A 21,968-nucleotide genomic window follows, 5' to 3' on the forward strand; every position below is an offset into this window, starting at 1 on the left:
CGCATTCAACGACATGTTGTTGAAAGCGCGATTGATGTGTGGAGTGGTAGTTCAGTTGGTTAGAATACCGGCCTGTCACGCCGGGGGTCGCGGGTTCGAGTCCCGTCCACTCCGCCAATTAATCTAAGGTTAAGAATCCTGAAAAAAATCTGAAAAGCGATATAGCGGAGTGGTAGTTCAGTTGGTTAGAATACCGGCCTGTCACGCCGGGGGTCGCGGGTTCGAGTCCCGTCCACTCCGCCAATTTTATTTGTATTTTTCTCATTGTTTTATAGCTATTTAAAAATAGCGGAGTGGTAGTTCAGTTGGTTAGAATACCGGCCTGTCACGCCGGGGGTCGCGGGTTCGAGTCCCGTCCACTCCGCCAATTTTTAAAGTAGTTTTTGTCATTATCCTGTTAATGACAATGTAAGAATTTACATATACCCCATATGTAAATTATAAAATCCTCATAAATTCATATATAAATCTCACTAATATAAATTCTTTATTTATTTTTCTATTTATTCCTTTTAAATTTATTTTCTAAAACCATGTGATTTTAAAATGCTTAATTTTTGCTTTAAATAATATACCGAACTGCGCTTGCTTATTCATTGTCTTAACATTCTTAAATTCGTTATTTTCCCTTTTTTATACCTACAAACTTTTGTTGGATAAAATTAATTAACCCTAATTTTCTTTAAATTAAGGTTATTTTTTTAATTAAAAATAAGAGGTACGACCAGTTGACATGTTCTTAAAGTTATTGTCTACTTACAGGCAATAGTTTTATTCAAATTTTTAGGAGCATGTCTGATGCTAAGTTATAAAGCGCCAATAAAAGATATAAAGTTTTTGCTAGAAGATGTTTTTGATTACTACGGGCATTACGGAAAAATACCTGAGTATGAAGAAGCAACTCCAGATTTGGTTGATGCCATTATGGAAGAGTGTGCAAAATTTTGTGAGGGCGAATTATTACCATTAAATCAAAGTGGTGATAAAGAAGGTTGTACATTTAACGAAGGTAAAGTTACAACTCCTAAAGGTTTTAAAGAAGCTTATCAACAATATGTTGATGGCGGATGGCAGTCTTTATCTCATCCAGAAGGTTACGGTGGTCAAGGCTTACCATCTTCTTTAGGTATGGTTAAATCAGAAATGATGGGAACAGCTAATTGGTCGTTTGCTATGTATCCAGGTTTAAGCCATGGTGCAATGAACACGATTCATGAGCACGGTACAGACGAACAGAAAGAGCTTTACCTTACCAAGCTTACCGAAGGCGTTTGGACTGGCACCATGTGCTTAACAGAGCCTCAATGTGGTACAGATTTAGGGCAAGTAAAAACTAAAGCCGAACCTAATGATGATGGTTCTTATAACATCTCAGGTACTAAAATATTTATTTCTGCGGGTGAGCACGACTTAACTGACAATATTATTCATATTGTATTAGCACGTTTACCTAACGCACCAGCTGGCACTCGAGGTATTTCATTATTTATTGTACCTAAAATGCAGACTGATGAAGCTGGAAATGTAGGCGAACACAATAATGTAACTTGTGGCTCTATAGAAGACAAAATGGGGATCAAAGCTTCTTCAACAGCGGTTTTGAACTTTGATGAAGCGAAAGGTTATTTAATTGGACCTGAAAATAAAGGTCTTGAATGTATGTTCACCTTTATGAATACAGCTCGTGTGGGTACAGCACTGCAAGGTATTTGTGCTGCTGAGTTAGCTTACCAAAATTCACTTTTATATGCGAAAGAACGCCTTTCAATGCGTTCGTTAACAGGTAAGAAATTCCCTGACAAAGTAGCTGATCCTATTATTGTGCATCCAGATGTTCGTAAAATGCTGATGACACAAAAAGCTATTTCTGAAGGTGGTCGTGCAATGATTTATTATGCGGCTAAAATTGTTGATCAGATTGATGTGGCTAAAACCGATGAAGAGAAGCAAATTGCTGATACTAAACTTGGTTTTATTACACCTATCTTAAAGGCATTTTTAACTGAATTAGGTTTAGAAAGTGCTAACCATGGTCTGCAAATTTTTGGTGGTCATGGTTATATTAAAGAATGGGGTATGGAGCAAATTGTTCGTGATACTCGTATTGCAACACTTTACGAAGGCACTACAGGTATACAAGCTTTAGATCTGCTAGGTCGTAAAATATTATTGTCTCGAGGTCGTTCGTTAAAAGACTTCAGCTATGAGGTTTTATCTTTCTGTAAAGATAAAAGTATGATCTCAAGTAATCCACACAAACGCCAAATGAATAAGTTTATCTGGCCATTAAGTAAAGCTATTGCTAATTGGCAACAGTATTCATTTAGGTTAGCTCTGAAAGCTAAGAACAACAGAGATTTTGTTGGCTCTGCTTCAGTAGATTACCTAATGTACTCGGGTTATATTGTTATGGCTTACATGTGGGCACAAATGGCACAATCAGCTTACGAAAAATTAGCGGGTGATGTTGAAAACCGTGATTTCTACCGAGCTAAAATTAAAACTGCAGAGTTTTACTTTGAAAAAATGTTACCAAGAACTAAATCACTTGCCGCTACCATGATGGCAGATCCTAAAACATTGATGCAGCTTGACGAAGAGTTATTCTCTTTCCTTTAAAACCGTCTCTAAAAATATAGGGCCACACCCCCAACCGTGGCTCTGTATTTTCTTATATCTCCCTTTCATTTAATACTTTTATTCTTTTACTGTTCTGGTAAATATCTAACTAAAATCGATAAAATATAAATCTTGCTGATACTAACCTTTAAATAACATGTATAATTTAGCGCGTTAGTAAAATCAGCATACATTGAAGTATATCGATTGTTTTTTCATTAATTTTTTATATTCTTATTACTTAATTATCTGTTTTTAAATATAATTTAAAAGATTAATGAAAAAATTATTAAACTTAAGGGACGTTTTATCATGAAAATATTAGTAACAGGTGGCGCCGGATATATAGGTTCACACACTTGTATTGAATTATTAGCAGTTGGCCATGAAGTGGTTATTGTTGATAATTTAAGTAACAGTAGCGAAGAGTCTATGAGCCGAGTAGAAAAAATTTCGGGCAAGAAAATGACTTTTATTAATGCTGATATTCGTGATGAAGCTGCGCTTGATGCTGCTTTTTCTCAACATAAGGTTGATGCCGTTATCCACTTTGCTGGTTTAAAAGCTGTAGGCGAATCAACTGAACAACCATTAAAATATTATGACAACAACGTAAGCGGTTCACGTGTGCTTATGCAAGTGATGGAAAAGCATAATGTAAATACGTTAGTGTTTAGCTCGTCTGCTACCGTTTATGGTGATCCTGCTACGGTTCCAATTACCGAAGACTTCCCATTAAGTACAACCAACCCTTATGGTCAAACGAAACTTGTTGTAGAGCAAATGTGCCGTGAGACAGTTGTTGCTAATAATAAATTATCTGTTGTTTTACTCCGTTATTTTAATCCTGTAGGCGCACATATTTCGGGAACTATAGGTGAGGATCCAAAAGGTATTCCAAATAACTTGATGCCATTTATTACTCAGGTAGCCGTAGGGAAACGTGAATTTTTATCTGTGTTTGGTGACGATTACGATACAGTTGATGGTACAGGCGTTCGTGATTATATTCATGTTGTCGATTTAGCGAAAGGCCATGTACAAGCGATTGAAAAACTACATGGTCAAGCAGGTTGTCATACATTCAATTTAGGCACGGGCCAGGGTTATTCTGTTTTAGAAATGGTTGCTGCATTTTCTAAAGCATGTAATAAAGAAGTACCTTATAAGATTATTGAACGTAGAGCTGGTGATATTGGGCAATGCTATGCAGATCCTGCTTATGCTCAATCAGTTTTAGATTGGCAAGCTGAAAAAACATTAGATGATATGGTAAACGACTCGTGGCGCTGGCAATCAAATAACCCTGACGGTTATAACAGCTAGGCATTATTTATCTTTAACGATAAGTTATTCAAAGGTCACCGATAAAGCCAATTATTGAAAAGTAATTGGCTCTTTTATATCCTCGTCTTTATAAATAATTTCGCAGACAGTTAATTCAAGTTATAGTGATGATTAAGTCTTTCTTTAAATATCGCTAATTATCACTAATATTTAATAAATACTGAGTAAAATAAATTAATCCAATTACGGGTTACATAGGAAGTAAAATGCCAGAAGAAACTATATTTTCTAAAATTATTCGCCAAGAAATTCCAACGACACTTCTATACCAAGATGATCTTGTAAGTGCTTTTAGAGATATTTCCCCACAAGCTAAAACTCATATTCTTATTATTCCTAATAAACTGATCCCTACGGTAAATGATGTAACACAAGACGATGAGTTAGCTTTAGGGCGACTATTTACTGTTGCGCGTAAATTGGCAAAAGAAGAAGGCATAGATGAAAATGGCTATCGTTTAATTATGAATTGTAATAAGCATGGCGGCCAAGAGGTTTACCATATTCACATGCACTTAGTTGGCGGAGAGCCATTAGGTAAAATGTTGTCTATCTAAATTTGTAAGTTTTAGATTCATTAAAATCTCTAATTAAGGTTAAAACTTATCCTTTTCTTATAGCATTTTATTATGAGATACATAATAAAATGCTGAATTATCTTTATCTTATCTCGTTATTTTCTGTACATTCCGTTAGAAATTGTTAATATTCACGCCAAACCAAGGGGTGCCAATACAAGTTAACTGATTGTTAATGTATTTGCTGAGATGTGTTAAGCACAAACCCTAGAACCTGAACTGGATAATGCCAGCGTAGGAATGGGATAGAACACCGCCATTAATTGCGCTGGTTCCATATTATTTATATGAGAACCAAATGACAAACAAAGTATCTACAATCGCTTTAGCGATATCTTCAATTCTCTTAACTGCCCAAGCTGTAGCTGATGACACATCAGTGATGGAAGTGATCACTGTTAAAGGTGACTTCAGAGAAACCAATATTCAGACAATACCAAGTGCGGTTAGTTTATTATCAGAACAAGATATTAAACGACGTAATGCGCAAAACTTAGAAGAAATTATTGCTCTAACACCTAATGTTAACTTTGCAGGTGGTTCACAACGTGCAAGATATTATCAAATACGTGGTATAGGTGAACGTAGCCAGTTCCAGGAACCAATTAACCCATCAGTAGGTATTATTATTGATGAGGTGGATTTCACTGGTATTGGTAGTGTTTCATCGATGTTTGATGTTGAACAAACTGAAGTGTTTCGTGGGCCACAAGGTACACGCTTTGGTGCTAATGCTTTAGCAGGTATTGTAAATATTACTACAAACGCACCATCTGATACCTTTGAAGGCGCTATTAAAGCTACTGCGGGTAATTATGGCAGCAAAGGGTTAGGGCTTGTTGTATCTGGGCCTGCGGCTGAAAAAGTTAATTATCGCTTAGTTGCAGAGCAATATAAAAGTGATGGTTTTATGGAAAACCTTTATTTAGATCGTGATGATACAAGCAATCGTGACGAATTGAGCCTTAGAGGCAAGCTGGCAATTGAAGCAAGTGATGACTTAAACATTGATGTAACGGTGATGCATTTCGATTTTGATAACGGTTATGACGCATTTTCATTAGATAATAATCGTAATACTTATTCAGATGAGCCAGGTTTTGATACACAAAAAACTACAGCACTAGCGACTACTTTTAACTACAGCGGCTTCAATCAAGCAGATGTAAAACTAATAGCAAGTTACGCTGATAGTGAATTGGCTTATGGATATGATGAAGATTGGGCGTTTGGTCAATACGATTGGCAAACAGGTGCTTGTACTTCAGAAAGTTGTTTAGCTGATGCTTATGGTTACTCGTCAACAGATTATTACTTCCGTGATAAGAAAACACAAACGTTAGAGTTACGCGCCACCTCAAAAGAAGGTAATGAAATCTTTAATAATTCTACATCATGGGTAGCGGGTGTTTATTTCAAAAACGACGAGTCTGATTTAACTCGCATTTATACATGGGATCCTAGCTTCTCATCTAACTTTGAAACTACAACAACAGCGGTTTATGTTGAACTATCAACCATTTTATCTTCACAGTTAACGCTAACAACAGGTTTACGTTTAGAAGACCGTGATGCTGATTACACTAACAGCACTGATTTTAGCGCTTCTCCGTCAGATACTATGGTGGGTGGTAAAGTTGTGCTTGCATATCAGCTTGATCCATCATCTATGGTATACGCCTCAGTAAATCGTGGTTATAAAGCGGGTGGTGTTAATACCGATGGTTCTTTATTAGATGAACAACGTGAATTCGAACCTGAGTATTTATGGAACTACGAACTAGGTTATAAAGCTACATTCCTTGATGATGCAGCATACTTTAGAGCCGCAGCTTTTTACATGGACAGAGATGATGTTCAAGTAAAAATATCATATCAAAAAGAAGCAACAGCACCTGGTGAACAAGGCGAGTTTATTGAGTTTTTAGATAATGCTTCTTCAGGCTCTAACTTAGGACTTGAGCTAGAAGCCGGTTGGAACATCAATGATCATGTTGAAGTGTATGGCTCTGCAGGTTTACTTGATACAGAGTACAAGTCTTTTGATTACATAACAGAAGCGGGTGCTGTTTCTTTATCAGGAAGAGATCAAGCACATGCGCCGTCTTATCAAGCTAATTTAGGTCTTAACTATTACATCAATGATGAATGGTTATTTAATGTATCAATTGAAGCTAAAGATGAATTTTTCTTCTCGGATAGCCATGATGAAAAATCAGAAGCCGTTGAATTATTGAATGCGTCAGTAACCTATAGTGTAGATGATTGGAATATAGTGATTTGGGGACGTAATTTAACCGATGAAGATTACCAAACTCGTGGTTTTTACTTTGGTAATGACCCACGCGATGGTTATATTGATAAAGCATATTATCAATTAGGTGAACCTGCAGTGTTTGGTGCAACATTTAATTATAATTTTTAATTTATTTAAAAGCCGAGTTATAAACATTTGAGTTTATAACTCCGGTATAAATATTAATGAACTCTTGATAATAATGAAAACTTAACATTGAAGTTAACTGCATTTTTATCAAGGATTTAATCTAAATATAAGGTGAGTAGTATGGAAATTTCGATAGAGATCAGTTTATATCCATTGGCCGAAGAGAATTTCAAAAAAGACATATGGGATTTTATTAAAAAACTTCGCTTAGTTGATGGTTTAGAAGTTGTTACTAACGGTATGAGCACTCAGGTTTTTGGTGAATACGATCTTACCGTTAAACATGTTATGGCTGAAATCAAACATGTTCATGAAACTGTAGGCTCAGCTGTTTTTGTTTGTAAGTTTATTGGTGGAAATAGATCAGAAGTAGAACCTGAACTGTAATATTAAATTTGTAAGGGCTAGTGTAGTGGAAGATCTTTTAAATTATTATTCAACTTTATCGTTTTTAGAAATAATTGCTGTTATAAGTTCATTACTTTATGTCATTCTGGCTGCTAAAACTAATGTATGGTGTTGGCCTGCTGCTTTTATTAGTACCGCTATTTATACCTTTTTGTTTTATAGGTTTTATTTGTGGATGGACAGCTTTCTTCAGGTCTATTACATGGGAATGGCTCTTTATGGTTGGTATTGTTGGAATAAACATACTGAAGAATTTGATGCCAAAAAAGTCCAACTAAAGGTATATCAGCTAAAAACACATATAATTATTATTATTAGTTTGAGTGTTATTTCAATAATTGTAGGAGCTTTAATGGATGCATATACACCAACTGATTTTCCTTATTTAGATAGCACTACAACTGTATTCGCCGTATTTGCAACTTATTTAGTGGCACAAAAAGTGGTGGAAAATTGGCTTTATTGGATAGTGATTGACGCGGTATCTATTCATTTGTATGTAGAAAAAGATTTAATGCCTACTGCTTTTCTTTTCACAGTATTCATTGGTCTCGCGGCTTATGGATATTATAAATGGCGAAAAGAATATAAAACCTATGATGGTTTAACCGTTAACTTAGCTAGTTAACGCTGATGAATTTACATGAGCAAAAACAGCTTTGTGAAAGAATAAAAGTATTACCTTGTTTCAATCTATGTGATGGTGAAAGCTTGTCTGTTACAAAAATTGAAACAGGGCAGAGTAGTTCATGTTTTGACGTTTCAATTATAAATACCTCAGTTCATCAATCAGCCAAAAATCACTCAACGATTAAACGTTATTTTGTTAAGTATGAAACTAATTCAGAATCTTTTAAAAATGAACTGAAAGTTTCTAACGCGGCTTCTAAAATCAAATTATCACCAAAGCTTATTTATACTGACCAAAACTGGTTAGTGAATGAATTCATAGAAGCTGTAAGTTTAGATAAGGTTTTTAGCCATATTAAAAACAAAATAGAAATCGCTATAGAATTAATGAAGCAATGCCATACTTTAGATGTTTCAATTCCTGAGTTTAACTTCTCTGAGATCATTACACATATAATCAAGAGTAAAAGCTTCTCTGTTAGCCAAGTAAAGCATATTAAATTTGTATTGGATGTTATCTCTACTATCGAAAATAAACCTCAAAACAAGCCTCTGGTTTGTCATGGTGATGTAAATTTTTCTAATATAATGACATTAAACAATAAAGCGTGGTTGGTTGACTTTGAATGTGCTTGTTTAGCAGAAAAAGAATATGATCTAGCCATGTTTATGGCAATAAACTTTCTGAATGCCGATGAGCAAGCTTATACAGTTACGTGTTATGAGAAATTTAAGAGTCCTGATAATATTAAAGTAGATCAGAAAAAATTAGCACAATATCTAAGTTATGCTTATTTGATCAATGGTTTGTGGTATTTCGATAAAGCTCAAGGTTTACAGGGCTCTGAGATGACTGAATTTCATGATTTGGCTGTTCAGCAGTTAACACAGTTTGATAAAAGGAATCCTGAAAATACGGTGTTAAGTCAGTTATTCCCCTAGTGCTTTCTACTTATTTTATATTCTGTAATCCTTTAAGAATGTTTTGGATAGCTAATTTATTTTTGTAACTTTTATGGGGCACTTATTCTGATAGCATCAATGTTATTTTGCACCAAGAAAAACAGACAATAAAAAAGGTAGCTATTTAGCTACCTTTTTCGTTTCAACTAGATTACTTATTACGTAATTAGCTAAAGTGCTTGTCTTGTACAGTTAATATTTTAAGTGTATTTGTTGCACCAATTGTTTCCATTGAATCACCGTGAGTAAAGATAATTTTATCGCCCACTTGTAATTCTGATTTACCAATAACCTTTTTAAGTGTTTCAGCAGACAATTCATCGTTGCTACAAGAAGTAGAATCAAACTGAACTGGGTAAACACCACGGTAAATAGCCGATCTTGTTAACGTTTTGCTGTGTCTTGAAACCGAGTAAATCGGTAGGCCAGACGTAATACGAGACATAATTTTGCTCGTTTGACCTGATTCTGTAAGAGCAACAATTGCTTTAACACCATCTAAGTGGTTAGCTGCATACATTGCAGATAAGGCTAAAGTTTCTGATATTTCAGTAAACTTAAGTTCTAAACGGTGATTTGAACTATTTACTGAGCGATGTGTTTCAGCGCCAACACAAACAGCAGCCATTGCTTTAACTGTTTCTACAGGGTATTTACCTGCAGCAGTTTCAGCTGAAAGCATTACCGCATCAGTACCATCTAGTACAGCGTTTGAAACATCCATAACTTCCGCACGAGTCGGCATAGGTTGTTCAATCATCGTTTCCATCATTTGAGTTGCAGTAATTACAGCTCTGTTTAACTGACGGCTTCTAGCAATAATATGTTTTTGCTTACCAACTAATGCAGCATCACCAATCTCAACACCTAAATCACCACGAGCAACCATTACAACGTCAGACGCTAAAATAATATCATCTAATACTTGGTCATCGTTTACAGCTTCAGCACGTTCAATTTTAGACACTAATAATGCATCACAACCAGCTTCAACGGCTAAAGAGCGAGCTAAACGCATATCTGCAGCATCACGAGGGAATGAAACAGCTAAGAAATCAACGCCAATTTTAGCAGCCGTTAATATGTCAGCTTTATCTTTTTCAGTTAATGCTGGAGCAGTTAAGCCACCGCCTTGACGATTAATACCTTTATTGTTTGATAAAGGACCGCCAACAGTAACTTCAGTAAACACTACTGTATCAGTAGTACTTAATACTTTAAGTTGAACACGACCGTCATCAAGTAACAAAATGTCATCAACGTTTACGTCTTGAGGTAATTTCTTATAATCGATACCCACTTTCTCTTGAGTACCTTCACCTTTAGCAAGTTCAGCATTTAATTCAAATTTATCACCAACGGCTAATTTGATAGGACCATCTTTAAATGTAGATACGCGGATTTTAGGACCTTGTAAATCACCTAAAATACCAACATAAACACCTAACTCTTCAGATATTTCACGAACCATGTTTGCACGATCGATATGATCTTGAGCTGTACCGTGAGAAAAGTTAAGTCTTACAACGTTAACACCTGCTTTAATAACATCCTTTAATACTTCTCTACTTTCTGTTGCTGGACCTAACGTGGCAACTATCTTCGTTCTTCTAGGCATTTTAATCCTTAATTTTTTTAAATTTAATTTAATTGGTAAAGAGTAAGTCTTTATTCTTTTCTGTCAAATCTTGAGCTTCTTAAACTGTCTTTCACTTTTTTGAGGTTATCTCTAAACTTCGTACCTCGTCTTAATGTAAAGCCAGTTGCCAATATATCGATCAAGGTAAGTTGAGCAATACGTGAAGCCATCGGCATGTATAAATCTGTATCTTCAGCATCATCTATTGATAAAACGATATTACATTCTTTCGCTAGAGGTGATCCCGCAGCTGTAATACCGATAACGGTTGCATCATTTTCTTTTGCTAAACTAGCGACTTCGACTAAAGATTTTGTTCTACCTGTATGAGAGATAACAACTACAACATCACCTTGTCGGCTATTTATAGCACTCATGCGTTGCATTAATATGTCATCAAAATATACGACAGGAACATTAAATCTAAAGAACTTGTTCAATGCATCGTGTGCAACTACAGCGGAAGCGCCTAAACCAAAGAAGGAAATTTTATTAGCTTGAGTTAGAATATCTACAGAACGGTTTATTGAAGATGTGTCTAAACTTCTGCGTGCAAGTTCAAGGTTAGCCATGGTTGATTCAAAGATTTTGGTTGTATATTCATCAGCAGAATCGTTTTCATCAACATGTCTATTTACATAAGGTGTACCATTTGCAAGACTTTGTGCTAAATGTAATTTAAAATCAGGGTAACCTTTAGTATCTAATCGACGACAAAATCTATTTACCGTAGGTTCACTAATGTTTGCTTGTTTCGCCAAGGCAGCAATACTTGCATGTATAACTGTTCCAGGAGACGAAAGTATTACATCTGCAACTTTACGCTCTGATTTACTAAAGGTATCTAGTTCATTGGCGATTTTTTCTAATATGTTCATTAATTACTAACCCTAGATCTTAAACGTTATAAACGAATTGTAATTTATTTTCGCTATGATAACAGAAAAAATGAAAGTTTATTTCATAATTGTGAATAATATAATTAAAACGCGGTTTTTTGGCAATTATTTAATTGAAAATAGCCAATAATTTTTTACAAATAATGCTAAAGTAGATAGATAAACTATATATAATCGTCTCATAAATCGATTATGTAATAAAATTACAAAAAGTCCTTTACTGATGGACTAGCACACGATAAATTACACTATATATAGTGTTTCCCAGCAATAAACGAATTTAGAGAAATAATATTATGAGTATATTTGATAGCCAAGCTCCTAGTGAAGTTGTTATTTTCGGTGCATTAGGTGATTTATCTCGCCGTAAGTTGTTACCAGCCTTATACCAGTTAGATTGTGCTGGCCTATTAAATCCAGCTAGCCGAATCGTTGGTGTTGCTCGTCAAGAGCATGATTTAAAAGAGTTTGCAACAATAGTAAATGAGAATCTTACTAAATTTGTAAAAGAAGGATTAGATCCAGTTGTTCTTGAACGCTTTTTAAATCGTTTGGTATATCAACAACTCGACTTTAAAGAAACTAGCTCTTTCAATAAGTTATTTAAAACACTTAAAGGTGCTAATGAAACTCGTGTTTATTACTTCTCAACGGCTCCTGCTATTTTCGGTGATATTTGTGACGGGTTATATGCTGCGAACCTGATCACAGATAAAGACCGTGTTGTGATGGAAAAACCAATTGGTCATTGTTTAGAATCATCTAAAGTGATTAATGATCAAGTTTCACGCTTCTTTAAAGAAGAACAAATTTACCGTATCGATCATTACTTAGGTAAAGAGACAGTTCTTAATTTATTAGTATTACGTTTTGCCAACTCTTTATTTACAACCAACTGGGATAGAAACAGTATTGATCATGTTCAGATTACTGTTGCAGAAAGTGTTGGTATTGAAGGTCGTTGGGGATTTTATGATGACGCAGGTCAAATGCGTGACATGATCCAAAACCATTTACTTCAAGTTTTATCATTATTAGCAATGGAACCGCCTGCCGATTTAAGCGCAGATAGTATTCGTCTTGAGAAGTTAAAAGCAATAAAAGCGCTTGTTCCTATCGACAGAATGAATATTAAAGATAAAACAGTACGAGGCCAGTACGCAGATGGTTACCTAAATGGCAGCCCTGTACCAGGTTACTTGAACGAAGAGGGTGCTAAAGAAAATAGCAATACAGAAACATTCGTTGCTATTAAAGCTGAAATAGATAACTGGCGTTGGGCTGGTGTACCATTTTACCTAAGAACAGGTAAAAGAATGCCAGCTAAGCACAGTGAAATTGTTGTACATTTTAAAGAGCAACCACACAATATTTTCAAAGAAAGCTATTCAGAGCTACCTGCAAACAAACTAACAATTCGTCTACAACCAGATGAAGGTGTTGAATTGCAAATGATGAACAAAATTCCTGGTATAGCTTCTCAAATGCTTATCCAAGAAAATAAACTTGATTTAAGTTTCTCTGATACTTATGAAAATCAACGTGTTGTTGATGCTTATGAGCGTTTAATGCTTGAAGTAATTAACGGTAATCAATCATTGTTTGTGAGTCGTGATGAAGTAGAAGCTGCTTGGACATGGGCTGACAGTATTATTGAAGCATGGAAAGAAACAAACGAACCACCTAAACCTTATCCTGCAGGTTCTTGGGGGCCAGTTTCTTCTATAGCTCTTATCGCACGTGACGACAGACAGTGGGTTGAATAATGTATCAATTAAACGATTTTAATACACGAGAAGCGTTAGATGAAGCGTTAGCAAATAAAGTTGCTAACGAACTCACTCAAGCAATTGCTGAAAATGGAAAAGCAAGTTTAGCTGTTTCAGGTGGTTCAACACCTAAAGGTTTTTTTACTAAACTTTCTCAATTTGATTTAGCTTGGGACAAAGTAACGGTTACTCTTGCTGATGAACGTTGGGTTGAATTTGAAAGTGATGCAAGTAATACACGTTTAGTGCATGAAAGTTTATTACAAAACAATGCAGCGAAAGCTACTTTTTTTCATTTAAAAGTGGGTGAGTTAACAGAAGAAACATTAGCAGAACTCAATACACAAGCTAAAATAAAGGTATTACCTTTTGATGTATTGATTTTAGGCATGGGTGAAGATGGTCATACAGCATCTTTATTTCCATGTAGCGAACAAATTAAACAGGGTTTAGATGTATCTAATCAAGATGCGTTGATGAAAGTTGTCCCTAAAACTGCACCAAATGATCGAATTACGTTTACTTTTTCTCAATTAATTCAAAGTAAAAATATTATTCTTCATATGTGTGGTGACAACAAAAAAGTTGTATTAGACCAAGCAAATTCAGGTGATGACTTTTTTGAAATGCCAATTAGAGCTTTCTTACAAAACCAAAACACACAAACACAAGTTTACTGGGCTGAATAATGATGAAACAAGAAATTATAGATATTACTCAACGGATTATTGAACGTAGTAAAGGACCTAGAAGTGCTTACTTAGCAAAAATTCGTGCAGCAAAATCAAATACTGTTCATCGTGCAGGCTTATCGTGCGGTAACTTAGCTCATGGTTTTGCGGCATGTGGTAAAGAAGATAAGTTAAAGTTACGTGGTTTAAACCATTCTGATATCGCAATTATTTCAGCATATAACGATATGCTTTCTGCGCATCAGCCATACCAAACGTATCCAGATATTATTAAAGCTGCTGTTTCTGAAACCGGCGGCGTAGCTCAATTTGCTGGTGGTGTTCCTGCAATGTGTGACGGTGTTACACAAGGTCAACCGGGTATGGATTTAAGCTTGATGAGTCGTGATGTTATTGCGATGGCAACAGCTGTTGGCTTATCACATAACATGTTCGATGGCGCATTAATGCTTGGGATATGTGACAAAATCGTACCAGGTTTAATGATCGCAAGTATGACTTTTGGTCATTTACCTACAGTATTTGTTCCTGCTGGGCCTATGCCTTCAGGTATTCCAAATAAAGAAAAAGTACGTGTACGCCAACAGTTTGCTAAAGGCGAAGTGGGTAAAGAAGAGTTATTAGAAGCTGAGTCAGCTTCATATCATACTGCAGGTACTTGTACCTTCTTCGGAACAGCGAACTCAAATCAACTTGTTGTTGAAGTAATGGGATTACATCTTCCTGGCGCTTCATTTGTTGCTCCTAATGGCGCCCTTCGTGAAGAATTAACTAAAGCAGCAGCCCGCCAAGTGACTCGTTTAACTCAACAATCTGGTAATTATATGCCAATTGGTGAAATGATTGACGAACGTTCAATTGTTAACGCTATTGTTGGTTTAACGGCAACAGGTGGCTCAACAAACTTAACAATGCATATTATCGCATTTGCACGTGCTGCTGGTATCATTATTGACTTCCAAGATTTTAATGATATTTCGGATGTAGTACCGCTTATTACGCGTATTTACCCTAACGGTCACGCCGATATAAACCAATTTGAACAATCTGGTGGTATGGCACTTCTATTTAAAGAGTTAATAGAAGGTGGTTTAGTGCATGAAGATGTTGAAACTATTTGTGGTCGTGGTTTGTCACGCTACACTAAAAAACCAATACTTGATGAAGACGGCAAGCTAATTTGGGTTGATGGCGCTACGGAATCAGGCGATACAGAAGTTATTGCTACAGCGGCCAAACCATTTAAAGCGGATGGTGGTTTAAAAGTATTAAAAGGTAACTTAGGTATATCTGTTATCAAAACCTCTTCATTACGCCCTGGTTGTGAAATTGTTAAAGCACCAGCGGTTGTTTTTGAAGATCAAAACGACTTAGATGCTGCGTTTCAATCAGGCGAATTAGATAAAGATTTTGTTGCAGTAGTTCGCTTCCAAGGGCCAAAAGCTCGTGGTATGCCTGAGCTACACAAGTTAACTCCACCTTTAGGTGTGTTGCAAGATAAAGGCTTTAAAGTTGCTTTATTAACTGATGGCCGTATGTCTGGTGCATCAGGTAAAGTACCAGCTGCTATCCACTTATGTCCTGAAGCCTTAGATGGCGGCTTAATTGCCAAAATCCAAACAGGTGACATGATTTTACTTAACGGTGAAACAGGTGAATTAACGCTTCTAGTAAGTGAAGAAGAGTTGGCGCAACGTGAAAATGCACAGTTTGAAGTTAATGGCCATCATCAAGGTTTAGGGCGTGAGCTTTTCGGCTTTATGCGTAAATCATTAAGCTCAGCGAATACTGGCGCTTGTTCACTATTTGACGAAGATTTATAACAATGACTTTACCTATTAATTTAGTTGCAGATATTGGTGGTACTAATTTAAGAATTGGTACAACTGATGAAAAAGGCGTTATTAACAATATTGCTTTATATCAATGTAATCAATTTTCAGGTTTAGCCGAAATCATTCAAGATTATTTATCAAAGATTGATACAAGTGATGCGGAACTCAATGCCTGTTTTGCTATCGCTTGTCCTGTCGACAATGATTTGATTTCAATGACAAATTTACCGTGGAAGTTTTCTAAGAAAGAACTTCAACAAACGTTAAATTTAACGAAAATGTATTTCATTAACGACTACACCGCTATTGCTCATGCTGTGCCATTTTTAAATGATGAACAAAAAGTGCAAATTGGTGGTGGTAATGTTGTTGCAGGGAAACCTATTTCAATTTGCGGCCCAGGCACAGGTCTAGGTGTTGCTAATGTTGTTAATGTAAATAATCAATGGGTAAGTTTAGGCGGTGAGGGCGGTCATGTTGATTTTGCTCCAACCGACGAAACAGAAATAAAAATACTTAACTTCTTATTGACTAAGTACAAGCACGTTTCTTATGAGCAAGTACTTTCAGGTTTAGGTATTCAACAAATTTATCAAGCATTAATGTCTATTAAAGGTGAAGAGCCTGAAGCATTAGAAGCAAAAGATATTACACAAAGAGCAGTGAATAATGAATGTGATGTGTGTAAAGCAAGCTTAGATAAATTTTGTGCAATTTTAGGAAACTTTGCTGGAAACTTGTCGTTAACATTAGCGAGTTTTGGTGGAGTATACATTGCAGGGGGCATTGCTCCTCGCTTTATCGAATTTATTAAAACTAGTAACTTTAGAAGAAGTTTTGAAGCAAAGGGAAGGTTTGAGGCATTTAATCAAGCGATACCAACTTTTGTGATCATTGAACCACAACCTGGTTTATTGGGCGCATCTGCTTTTCTTGCACAACAATTAACTTCTACAAATGCATAAAGAGGAATTATGACGTTATCAAAATCAAACAACTGGAAATTACAGCCTAAAGATCTATTTGCTATGGGCCCAATCGTTCCTGTTCTTGTTATTAAAGATGTGGCAGATGCTTTACCTATCGCTGAAGCACTTTTAGCTGCTGATGTTAAAGTATTAGAAGTAACTTTAAGAACACCTGCAGCATTAGATGTAATTAGCATTATTGCAAAAGAACTACCTGAAGCTGTTGTAGGTGCTGGTACTATTACTAACAGAGCTATGTTACAGCAGTGTTATGATGCAGGTGCTAAATTTGCAATCAGCCCTGGTTTAACAAAAGATTTATTACAAGCTGGTCAAGAAGGTACTATGCCTCTTATCCCTGGTATTTCTTCTATCTCTGAATTAATGGATGGTATTGATTGTGGTTACGACCACCTTAAATTCTTCCCTGCAGAAGCTTCTGGTGGCGTTAAAGCGTTACAATCTATCGGTGGACCATTCCCTGATATTAAATTCTGTCCTACTGGTGGCATCAACATCAATAACGTGCGTGATTACTTAGCACTTCCTAATGTTGCTTGTTGTGGTGGTTCTTGGTTAGTATCTGACGAAATTATTGCAAACAAAAACTGGTCTGCAATTACAGATTTAGCTGGTCAAGCATTAGCACACGTAAAGTAAACTTTATGTAGGTGTACTAAAAAACCAAGCAGTGCTTGGTTTTTTTGTTTTTAATACTAAATTAAATTGTCGAGTTTTTTAAAAATTCTATAATCTCATCTGACTCATACAACCATACTGGCGCACTGTTATTTTTTACAATTTTTAAACAAGGAACTTGTCTTTTTCCGCCTTCTTGGATCAATGCGTTATTATGCTTCTTACTCTCATTAATATCTTTAAGGCTAACCTCTATATCGAGACTTTTGATTACTTTTATTGTTTTCACACAATAAGGACATGTGTCCATCTTATATAAAGCGAATGTAGTGTCTTTCATTTCTGTATCCTATAGTAACAAATGTCCGGTTTTAACGTAAATAATCGCACCATCGTCTTTAGTAAACGGTGTATGCTTGCTCAAATGTGGACTTCTAATCCATGTCCCTTGGGGGTAGCTTCCATGCTCATCATAAAAAGTGCCTTCAAGTACCAAGATTTCTTCACCACCCCAATGTTGATGAAGATTAAAAGTAGTATTAGGTGCCCATTTAACTAAAGCAACGTGTTCATGCTCAAATTCATGCAAAGGCATAACAGACAGACCCTGCATTAAACCCGGCAACCAATCTCCTGTATTCGTTTTTATAAATTTCTGTTCGCTATCTTTACTTTCAAATTGATGCAACTTAACAAAGATAGTAGCACCTTCTGCACTTATTTTAGGTGTGTGTTTTGTTCCTATTGGATTACGAACATAGCTGCCTTTAGGGTAATCATTATGCTCATCTGAGAACACACCATCTAATACGTAAAACTCTTCGCCACCTGAATGTAAATGTGATGAAAACTCACTATGAGGCTCGTACTTTACGATTGTTGTAGCTCGTGCAACTTCATCGCCTACTCGGTCTAACATCTTTCGAAATACATTAGGCATCGGAGAAGGTGTCCATTCTAAGTTGTCAGTTGAAATAACAACTCTTGCCTTAAAATCATCATTTATTCTTAAACTCATTATATTTCCTTTGGGTATCTATTAATAGATAGATACTTTTAATTAAATAAAGCCAATGAAATCATGTTTTATAAGCATCAGGTTATACATTACAAACAGGGGTGTTGGCTTATGTTGTTAAGCTTTTAATTGACCAATAGTATTATTCATTACATTAATTAGGTGCTCTGGTTCACCTTTAGCTCGTGCAATTAACATTGCACCTTCTATTACTGAAACAAAGCCTGTCGCTGTTGCTTTAGCTGAGATATCTTTTTTAATTAGGCTTTGCTCTTGACCTAATGTGATCGCTTCCTCAACCCAATTTTGCACGACTTCAAAAAAGAAAATAAGTTTGGCTACAGATGCATCACATATAGAGGTTAGCTCACTGGCTAACATACCGCACATACAAAATTTATTTTGTTTTACTACATCAATATAAACTTCTGTCATATTCTGTATTTGATCAACTCCTGAAGGGTATTGATCACGAATATTCAATAAGGCGATTTGAAAATTATTAACATAACGTTCGGTCATTGCTAGCGCTAAATGTTTTTTAGTCGGAAAGTAATAATGAATACTTGAGGTTTTAATGCCCATTTCAGTTTGAATATCTTTATAACTAAATGCATTAAAGCCTTTCGTTTGAGTGAAAAACTCAGCGATATCTAATATTTTATGGGCTGTATCATTTAACTTTTGCATAACGTATCTCTTATTAATATGGCGTTATTATGCCTAGTCATTAGGATAAGTCAATACTTACCTACTTGTAGATAGGTGTTTTGTATTGGTCTTTTTTAGATGGTTTTAATAAGAAAGGAATAGAGTAGAAAATGAAGATACAAAAAAGCCAAGCAATGCTTGGCTTTTCTTTCATTATTTTGTACTTAAATTACAAAATAGTTTATTTTTTAAAGTTTGATACAAATGCAGCTAGATCAAGAACTTTGTTTGAGTAACCAATTTCATTATCGTACCATGAAACTACTTTCACAAAAGTATCTGTTAGAGCAATACCAGCATTCGCATCGAATACAGATGTACAAGTTTCACCAATAAAGTCATTAGAAACAACTTGATCTTCAGTGTAACCTAAAACACCTTTCAAAGAGCCTTCAGAAGCTTCTTTCATTGCTGCACAAATTTCTTCATATGTAGCAGGTTTTTTCAAGTTAACTGTTAAATCTACAACTGAAACATCAGGAGTAGGAACACGGAAAGCCATACCTGTTAACTTGCCGTTAAGTTCAGGGATTACTTTACCAACAGCTTTTGCTGCACCAGTAGATGATGGAATGATGTTTTGACCAGCACCACGACCACCGCGCCAATCTTTAGCAGAAGGGCTATCAACAGTTTTTTGAGTAGCTGTTGTTGCGTGAACTGTAGTCATTAAACCGTCAGCAATACCCCACTTGTCATTTAATACTTTAGCAAGAGGCGCTAAACAGTTAGTCGTACAAGAAGCGTTAGAAACGATGTCTTGACCTTCATATTTATCAAAGTTAACACCAGAAACAAACATAGGCGTATCATCTTTAGAAGGAGCAGATAAGATAACTTTCTTAGCACCAGCTGTAATGTGTTTACGAGCAGTTTCGTCTGTTAAGAATAAGCCAGTAGACTCAATAACAACGTCAACACCGATCTCGTCCCACTTTAATTCTTCTGGGTTACGAACAGCAGTAACTCTGATAGTGTTACCGTTAACAATTAAATTGCCGTCTTTAACTTCTACTGTGCCATTAAAACGTCCATGCGTTGAGTCGTACTTAAGCATGTAAGCCATGTAATCAACATCAATTAAGTCGTTAATACCAACAATTTCAATGTCACTTCTTTCTGCTGCTGCTCTAAATACGAAGCGTCCGATACGGCCAAACCCGTTAATTCCAACTTTAATAGTCATAGTAAAAATCCTAAATAAAAATAATGTAGTAAAATTACACCATTCTGAAAAAAATTCAAGTTAAACTTACATAATATGTAATAAAAGTTGTTATATTTTTAATGTTACATAATAGCTGTTTACATCTGTTATTTCCTGTGTTTGTAATGTGTGTGTTGATGCTAACTTTTTATCTTTTGTACATTAAAAATATAGTACTAATATTGGTTTTAATATTGGTTTTAATATTGTCTGGAAAACGCTAAAGGCATTTTGTTATAGTGATTGTAGTTAATAAAAAAGGTAATACAAATGAACGATGAAGTTTATAAAGAAAAGCTCAGTGATGAGGCTTTTAAAGTATGTAGGCTAGCAGCTACAGAAAGACCATTTACCGGGATATATAATGATCATTGGTTAGATGGGACTTACTTATGTGCCTGTTGCGATACACCTTTGTTTTTATCTGAACATAAGTTTAATGCAGGTTGTGGCTGGCCAAGTTTTTTTGAATCTGTCGCTGAGAAAGTTACATATAAAGTCGATACGTCCCATGGAATGCAGCGTACCGAGATTGTTTGTTCGGCGTGTGATTCTCACCTAGGTCATGTGTTCGACGACGGACCAAAACCTACGGGTAAAAGATACTGTGTTAATTCTTTAAGCTTATCTTTTAAAAATGAAGCCTAAGTTGGAAAATATTTTTTGTAATTAATTTACTTAAGCTATTGCCACAAAATTAAGGCGCTTTGAATTCCCCTTCTAAAATAGTATTAAGAGTTTTAAGTGCAACCGTATCTAAAAACTCTTGATCTAAATTAAACGTTTGAGCATAGGATTGTAAATTAACGTTTTTTATCGTTTCATCTTCAGGAGAGTATGTCGCTAATATCTGAGACCAGATATACACTTGCGTATATTTCTTTTTATCTGCAAAAATAGTGGCTATTGATTTAAATATTTCAGTATTAACAACTTCATTTTCATTAGTTAGCTCTAATGCATGATACAAAAGCTTTAGAGTTTTACTTTGATCACGCTTAGCGTAATAAGTTGCTAAATTAAACTGTAAGTCAGGTGTTTCTAATTTATTTGTACTTTCTAAATCCAAAAATGTTTGTAGAGCATTTTTATTTAGATATCTGCTCCAATGGTAATAAAGAAGATGAGGGTGGTTTGAGTTCTCAGTTGCTTGAGATATCTCTTTTATTTTCTGTTTTGCTTTAACAACATTAGTAACCCGCATCGTTTGTTTTTCTTTAAACTTAATATGCTCTATTTTAGATGCGTGATTCATACATTGGGCATAATTTTCATAGCTAATTAATTGCTTATACTTTCCTGCATCATCTGGTTTTTGTTGGTGAGATAAATTAGCAAAACCTACAGCAATCCTTTCTTTTTTACACCATGTATCTTCTTTGAATTCATTACATATTTTGGGATTTTCGTCACACAAATCAGCAAAGGTTGGCGCTTTATTACAAGCGCTAATGGCAATGATTAAAATCACAAATAATGAAGAGGTTATATAAAGGCTTTTATGCATATTTCAAATATTCTCATTATTTTAAAAGTTATTATATGTAACCTATGGTGAAAGCTTTTATAATCACTTACAATATGTATGAGTTTTCTTATA

General features: G+C 35.4%; 20 protein-coding genes, 3 tRNA genes and 1 riboswitch. Of the genes, 16 read left to right on the forward strand and 7 right to left on the reverse strand.

The window, feature by feature from the left end; genetic code table 11:
• Positions 1-40 precede the first annotated feature (40 nt).
• From Q5N69_RS06465 to Q5N69_RS06510, 10 genes are all read left to right on the forward strand, one after another.
• Positions 41-117, forward strand: a tRNA-Asp gene (locus Q5N69_RS06465).
• A gap of 49 nt (positions 118-166) precedes the next feature.
• Positions 167-243: transfer RNA gene (locus tag Q5N69_RS06470), tRNA-Asp, on the forward strand.
• Positions 244-290: 47 nt separating this feature from the next.
• Positions 291-367: transfer RNA gene (locus Q5N69_RS06475), tRNA-Asp, on the forward strand.
• Between the two features lie 431 nt (positions 368-798).
• Positions 799-2,619 (forward strand): acyl-CoA dehydrogenase C-terminal domain-containing protein, encoded by a 1,821-nt coding sequence (locus Q5N69_RS06480; RefSeq protein ID WP_304368041.1) that lies wholly within the window; start codon positions 799-801, stop codon positions 2,617-2,619.
• Between the two features lie 312 nt (positions 2,620-2,931).
• The gene (galE, locus tag Q5N69_RS06485; protein ID WP_304368042.1) at positions 2,932-3,945 is read left to right on the forward strand and encodes a UDP-glucose 4-epimerase GalE; all 1,014 of its coding nucleotides are present in this window, start codon (positions 2,932-2,934) and stop codon (positions 3,943-3,945) included.
• Positions 3,946-4,172: 227 nt separating this feature from the next.
• Positions 4,173-4,523, forward strand: a complete 351-nt coding sequence (locus Q5N69_RS06490; RefSeq protein ID WP_304368043.1) for an HIT domain-containing protein — start codon at positions 4,173-4,175, stop codon at positions 4,521-4,523.
• A gap of 155 nt (positions 4,524-4,678) precedes the next feature.
• A riboswitch (TPP riboswitch) is annotated at positions 4,679-4,803 on the forward strand.
• Positions 4,804-4,842: 39 nt separating this feature from the next.
• Positions 4,843-6,969 carry a TonB-dependent receptor gene (locus Q5N69_RS06495; RefSeq protein WP_304368044.1) on the forward strand — a complete coding sequence of 709 codons (2,127 nt, stop codon included), beginning with the start codon at positions 4,843-4,845 and terminating at the stop codon, positions 6,967-6,969.
• A 141-nt stretch (positions 6,970-7,110) separates the two neighbouring features.
• On the forward strand, positions 7,111-7,377 hold the full coding sequence (locus Q5N69_RS06500; RefSeq protein ID WP_304368045.1) for a hypothetical protein: 267 nt from the start codon (positions 7,111-7,113) through the stop codon (positions 7,375-7,377).
• 25 nt (positions 7,378-7,402) lie between these two features.
• Positions 7,403-8,026 carry a nicotinamide riboside transporter PnuC gene (gene pnuC, locus Q5N69_RS06505; RefSeq protein WP_304368046.1) on the forward strand — a complete coding sequence of 208 codons (624 nt, stop codon included), beginning with the start codon at positions 7,403-7,405 and terminating at the stop codon, positions 8,024-8,026.
• An 83-nt stretch (positions 8,027-8,109) separates the two neighbouring features.
• Complete coding sequence (locus Q5N69_RS06510; protein ID WP_304368047.1) at positions 8,110-8,970, forward strand: phosphotransferase; 861 nt, start codon at positions 8,110-8,112, stop codon at positions 8,968-8,970.
• A 187-nt stretch (positions 8,971-9,157) separates the two neighbouring features.
• On the opposite strand, the gene pyk is transcribed toward Q5N69_RS06510, so the two are convergent.
• Together pyk and Q5N69_RS06520 are read right to left on the reverse strand one after the other, a co-directional pair.
• Positions 9,158-10,609 carry a pyruvate kinase gene (pyk, locus tag Q5N69_RS06515; RefSeq protein ID WP_304368048.1) on the reverse strand — a complete coding sequence of 484 codons (1,452 nt, stop codon included), beginning with the start codon at positions 10,607-10,609 and terminating at the stop codon, positions 9,158-9,160.
• Between the two features lie 50 nt (positions 10,610-10,659).
• On the reverse strand, positions 10,660-11,508 hold the full coding sequence (locus Q5N69_RS06520) for a MurR/RpiR family transcriptional regulator (protein ID WP_304368049.1): 849 nt from the start codon (positions 11,506-11,508) through the stop codon (positions 10,660-10,662).
• Positions 11,509-11,825: 317 nt separating this feature from the next.
• Between Q5N69_RS06520 and zwf the strand changes: the two genes are divergently transcribed.
• From zwf to Q5N69_RS06545, 5 genes are read left to right on the forward strand one after another with little or no spacing between them, the layout of a single operon-like run.
• A complete protein-coding gene (gene zwf, locus Q5N69_RS06525; protein WP_304368050.1) occupies positions 11,826-13,295 on the forward strand; it encodes a glucose-6-phosphate dehydrogenase in 1,470 nt (489 codons plus the stop codon).
• Positions 13,295-13,987, forward strand: coding sequence for a 6-phosphogluconolactonase (gene pgl / locus Q5N69_RS06530; RefSeq protein ID WP_304368051.1), 693 nt, complete (start codon positions 13,295-13,297; stop codon positions 13,985-13,987). Before zwf ends, pgl begins: the two co-directional genes overlap by 1 nt.
• 2 nt (positions 13,988-13,989) lie before the next feature.
• Positions 13,990-15,813: a phosphogluconate dehydratase gene (gene edd, locus Q5N69_RS06535; protein ID WP_304368091.1), complete on the forward strand. Its 1,824-nt coding sequence runs from the start codon at positions 13,990-13,992 to the stop codon at positions 15,811-15,813.
• A 2-nt stretch (positions 15,814-15,815) separates the two neighbouring features.
• The gene (locus tag Q5N69_RS06540) at positions 15,816-16,790 is read left to right on the forward strand and encodes a glucokinase (RefSeq protein WP_304368052.1); all 975 of its coding nucleotides are present in this window, start codon (positions 15,816-15,818) and stop codon (positions 16,788-16,790) included.
• Between the two features lie 9 nt (positions 16,791-16,799).
• Positions 16,800-17,453 (forward strand): bifunctional 4-hydroxy-2-oxoglutarate aldolase/2-dehydro-3-deoxy-phosphogluconate aldolase, encoded by a 654-nt coding sequence (locus Q5N69_RS06545; RefSeq protein WP_304368053.1) that lies wholly within the window; start codon positions 16,800-16,802, stop codon positions 17,451-17,453.
• Positions 17,454-17,514: 61 nt separating this feature from the next.
• Here the strand turns inward: Q5N69_RS06545 and Q5N69_RS06550 are convergent, their stop codons facing one another.
• The 4 genes from Q5N69_RS06550 to gap all read right to left on the reverse strand — a co-directional run bounded on the left by Q5N69_RS06550 (position 17,515) and on the right by gap (position 20,347).
• Complete coding sequence (locus tag Q5N69_RS06550) at positions 17,515-17,772, reverse strand: glutaredoxin domain-containing protein (protein WP_304368054.1); 258 nt, start codon at positions 17,770-17,772, stop codon at positions 17,515-17,517.
• 9 nt (positions 17,773-17,781) lie between these two features.
• Positions 17,782-18,450: a cupin domain-containing protein gene (locus tag Q5N69_RS06555; RefSeq protein ID WP_304368055.1), complete on the reverse strand. Its 669-nt coding sequence runs from the start codon at positions 18,448-18,450 to the stop codon at positions 17,782-17,784.
• 117 nt (positions 18,451-18,567) lie between these two features.
• Complete coding sequence (locus Q5N69_RS06560; RefSeq protein ID WP_304368056.1) at positions 18,568-19,140, reverse strand: TetR/AcrR family transcriptional regulator; 573 nt, start codon at positions 19,138-19,140, stop codon at positions 18,568-18,570.
• Between the two features lie 202 nt (positions 19,141-19,342).
• Entirely contained in the window at positions 19,343-20,347 is a 1,005-nt protein-coding gene (gene gap, locus Q5N69_RS06565) for a type I glyceraldehyde-3-phosphate dehydrogenase (RefSeq protein WP_304368057.1), read from the reverse strand.
• Between the two features lie 291 nt (positions 20,348-20,638).
• Between gap and msrB the strand changes: the two genes are divergently transcribed.
• Positions 20,639-21,016, forward strand: coding sequence for a peptide-methionine (R)-S-oxide reductase MsrB (gene msrB, locus Q5N69_RS06570; protein ID WP_304368058.1), 378 nt, complete (start codon positions 20,639-20,641; stop codon positions 21,014-21,016).
• 49 nt (positions 21,017-21,065) lie between these two features.
• On the opposite strand, the gene Q5N69_RS06575 is transcribed toward msrB, so the two are convergent.
• Positions 21,066-21,875 (reverse strand): DUF2989 domain-containing protein, encoded by an 810-nt coding sequence (locus tag Q5N69_RS06575; protein WP_304368059.1) that lies wholly within the window; start codon positions 21,873-21,875, stop codon positions 21,066-21,068.
• Positions 21,876-21,968 lie beyond the last annotated feature (93 nt).

The organism is Pseudocolwellia sp. AS88 (genome assembly GCF_030551755.1).
Classification (GTDB): domain Bacteria; phylum Pseudomonadota; class Gammaproteobacteria; order Enterobacterales; family Alteromonadaceae; genus Pseudocolwellia.

Excerpts from the sequence above, each read along its gene's own strand:
- zwf (WP_304368050.1), top strand. The coding sequence starts at position 11,826 with ATGAGTATATTTGATAGCCAAGCTCCTAGTGAAGTTGTTATTTTCGGT.
- Q5N69_RS06500 (WP_304368045.1), top strand. The coding sequence starts at position 7,111 with ATGGAAATTTCGATAGAGATCAGTTTATATCCATTGGCCGAAGAGAAT.
- Q5N69_RS06480 (WP_304368041.1), top strand. The coding sequence starts at position 799 with ATGCTAAGTTATAAAGCGCCAATAAAAGATATAAAGTTTTTGCTAGAA.
- Q5N69_RS06540 (WP_304368052.1), top strand. The coding sequence starts at position 15,816 with ATGACTTTACCTATTAATTTAGTTGCAGATATTGGTGGTACTAATTTA.
- Q5N69_RS06520 (WP_304368049.1), bottom strand. The coding sequence starts at position 11,508 with ATGAACATATTAGAAAAAATCGCCAATGAACTAGATACCTTTAGTAAA.
- edd (WP_304368091.1), top strand. The coding sequence starts at position 13,990 with ATGAAACAAGAAATTATAGATATTACTCAACGGATTATTGAACGTAGT.
- pyk (WP_304368048.1), bottom strand. The coding sequence starts at position 10,609 with ATGCCTAGAAGAACGAAGATAGTTGCCACGTTAGGTCCAGCAACAGAA.
- Q5N69_RS06495 (WP_304368044.1), top strand. The coding sequence starts at position 4,843 with ATGACAAACAAAGTATCTACAATCGCTTTAGCGATATCTTCAATTCTC.
- Q5N69_RS06555 (WP_304368055.1), bottom strand. The coding sequence starts at position 18,450 with ATGAGTTTAAGAATAAATGATGATTTTAAGGCAAGAGTTGTTATTTCA.
- Q5N69_RS06575 (WP_304368059.1), bottom strand. The coding sequence starts at position 21,875 with ATGCATAAAAGCCTTTATATAACCTCTTCATTATTTGTGATTTTAATC.
- Q5N69_RS06490 (WP_304368043.1), top strand. The coding sequence starts at position 4,173 with ATGCCAGAAGAAACTATATTTTCTAAAATTATTCGCCAAGAAATTCCA.
- pgl (WP_304368051.1), top strand. The coding sequence starts at position 13,295 with ATGTATCAATTAAACGATTTTAATACACGAGAAGCGTTAGATGAAGCG.
- galE (WP_304368042.1), top strand. The coding sequence starts at position 2,932 with ATGAAAATATTAGTAACAGGTGGCGCCGGATATATAGGTTCACACACT.
- Q5N69_RS06560 (WP_304368056.1), bottom strand. The coding sequence starts at position 19,140 with ATGCAAAAGTTAAATGATACAGCCCATAAAATATTAGATATCGCTGAG.
- Q5N69_RS06545 (WP_304368053.1), top strand. The coding sequence starts at position 16,800 with ATGACGTTATCAAAATCAAACAACTGGAAATTACAGCCTAAAGATCTA.
- msrB (WP_304368058.1), top strand. The coding sequence starts at position 20,639 with ATGAACGATGAAGTTTATAAAGAAAAGCTCAGTGATGAGGCTTTTAAA.
- Q5N69_RS06550 (WP_304368054.1), bottom strand. The coding sequence starts at position 17,772 with ATGAAAGACACTACATTCGCTTTATATAAGATGGACACATGTCCTTAT.
- gap (WP_304368057.1), bottom strand. The coding sequence starts at position 20,347 with ATGACTATTAAAGTTGGAATTAACGGGTTTGGCCGTATCGGACGCTTC.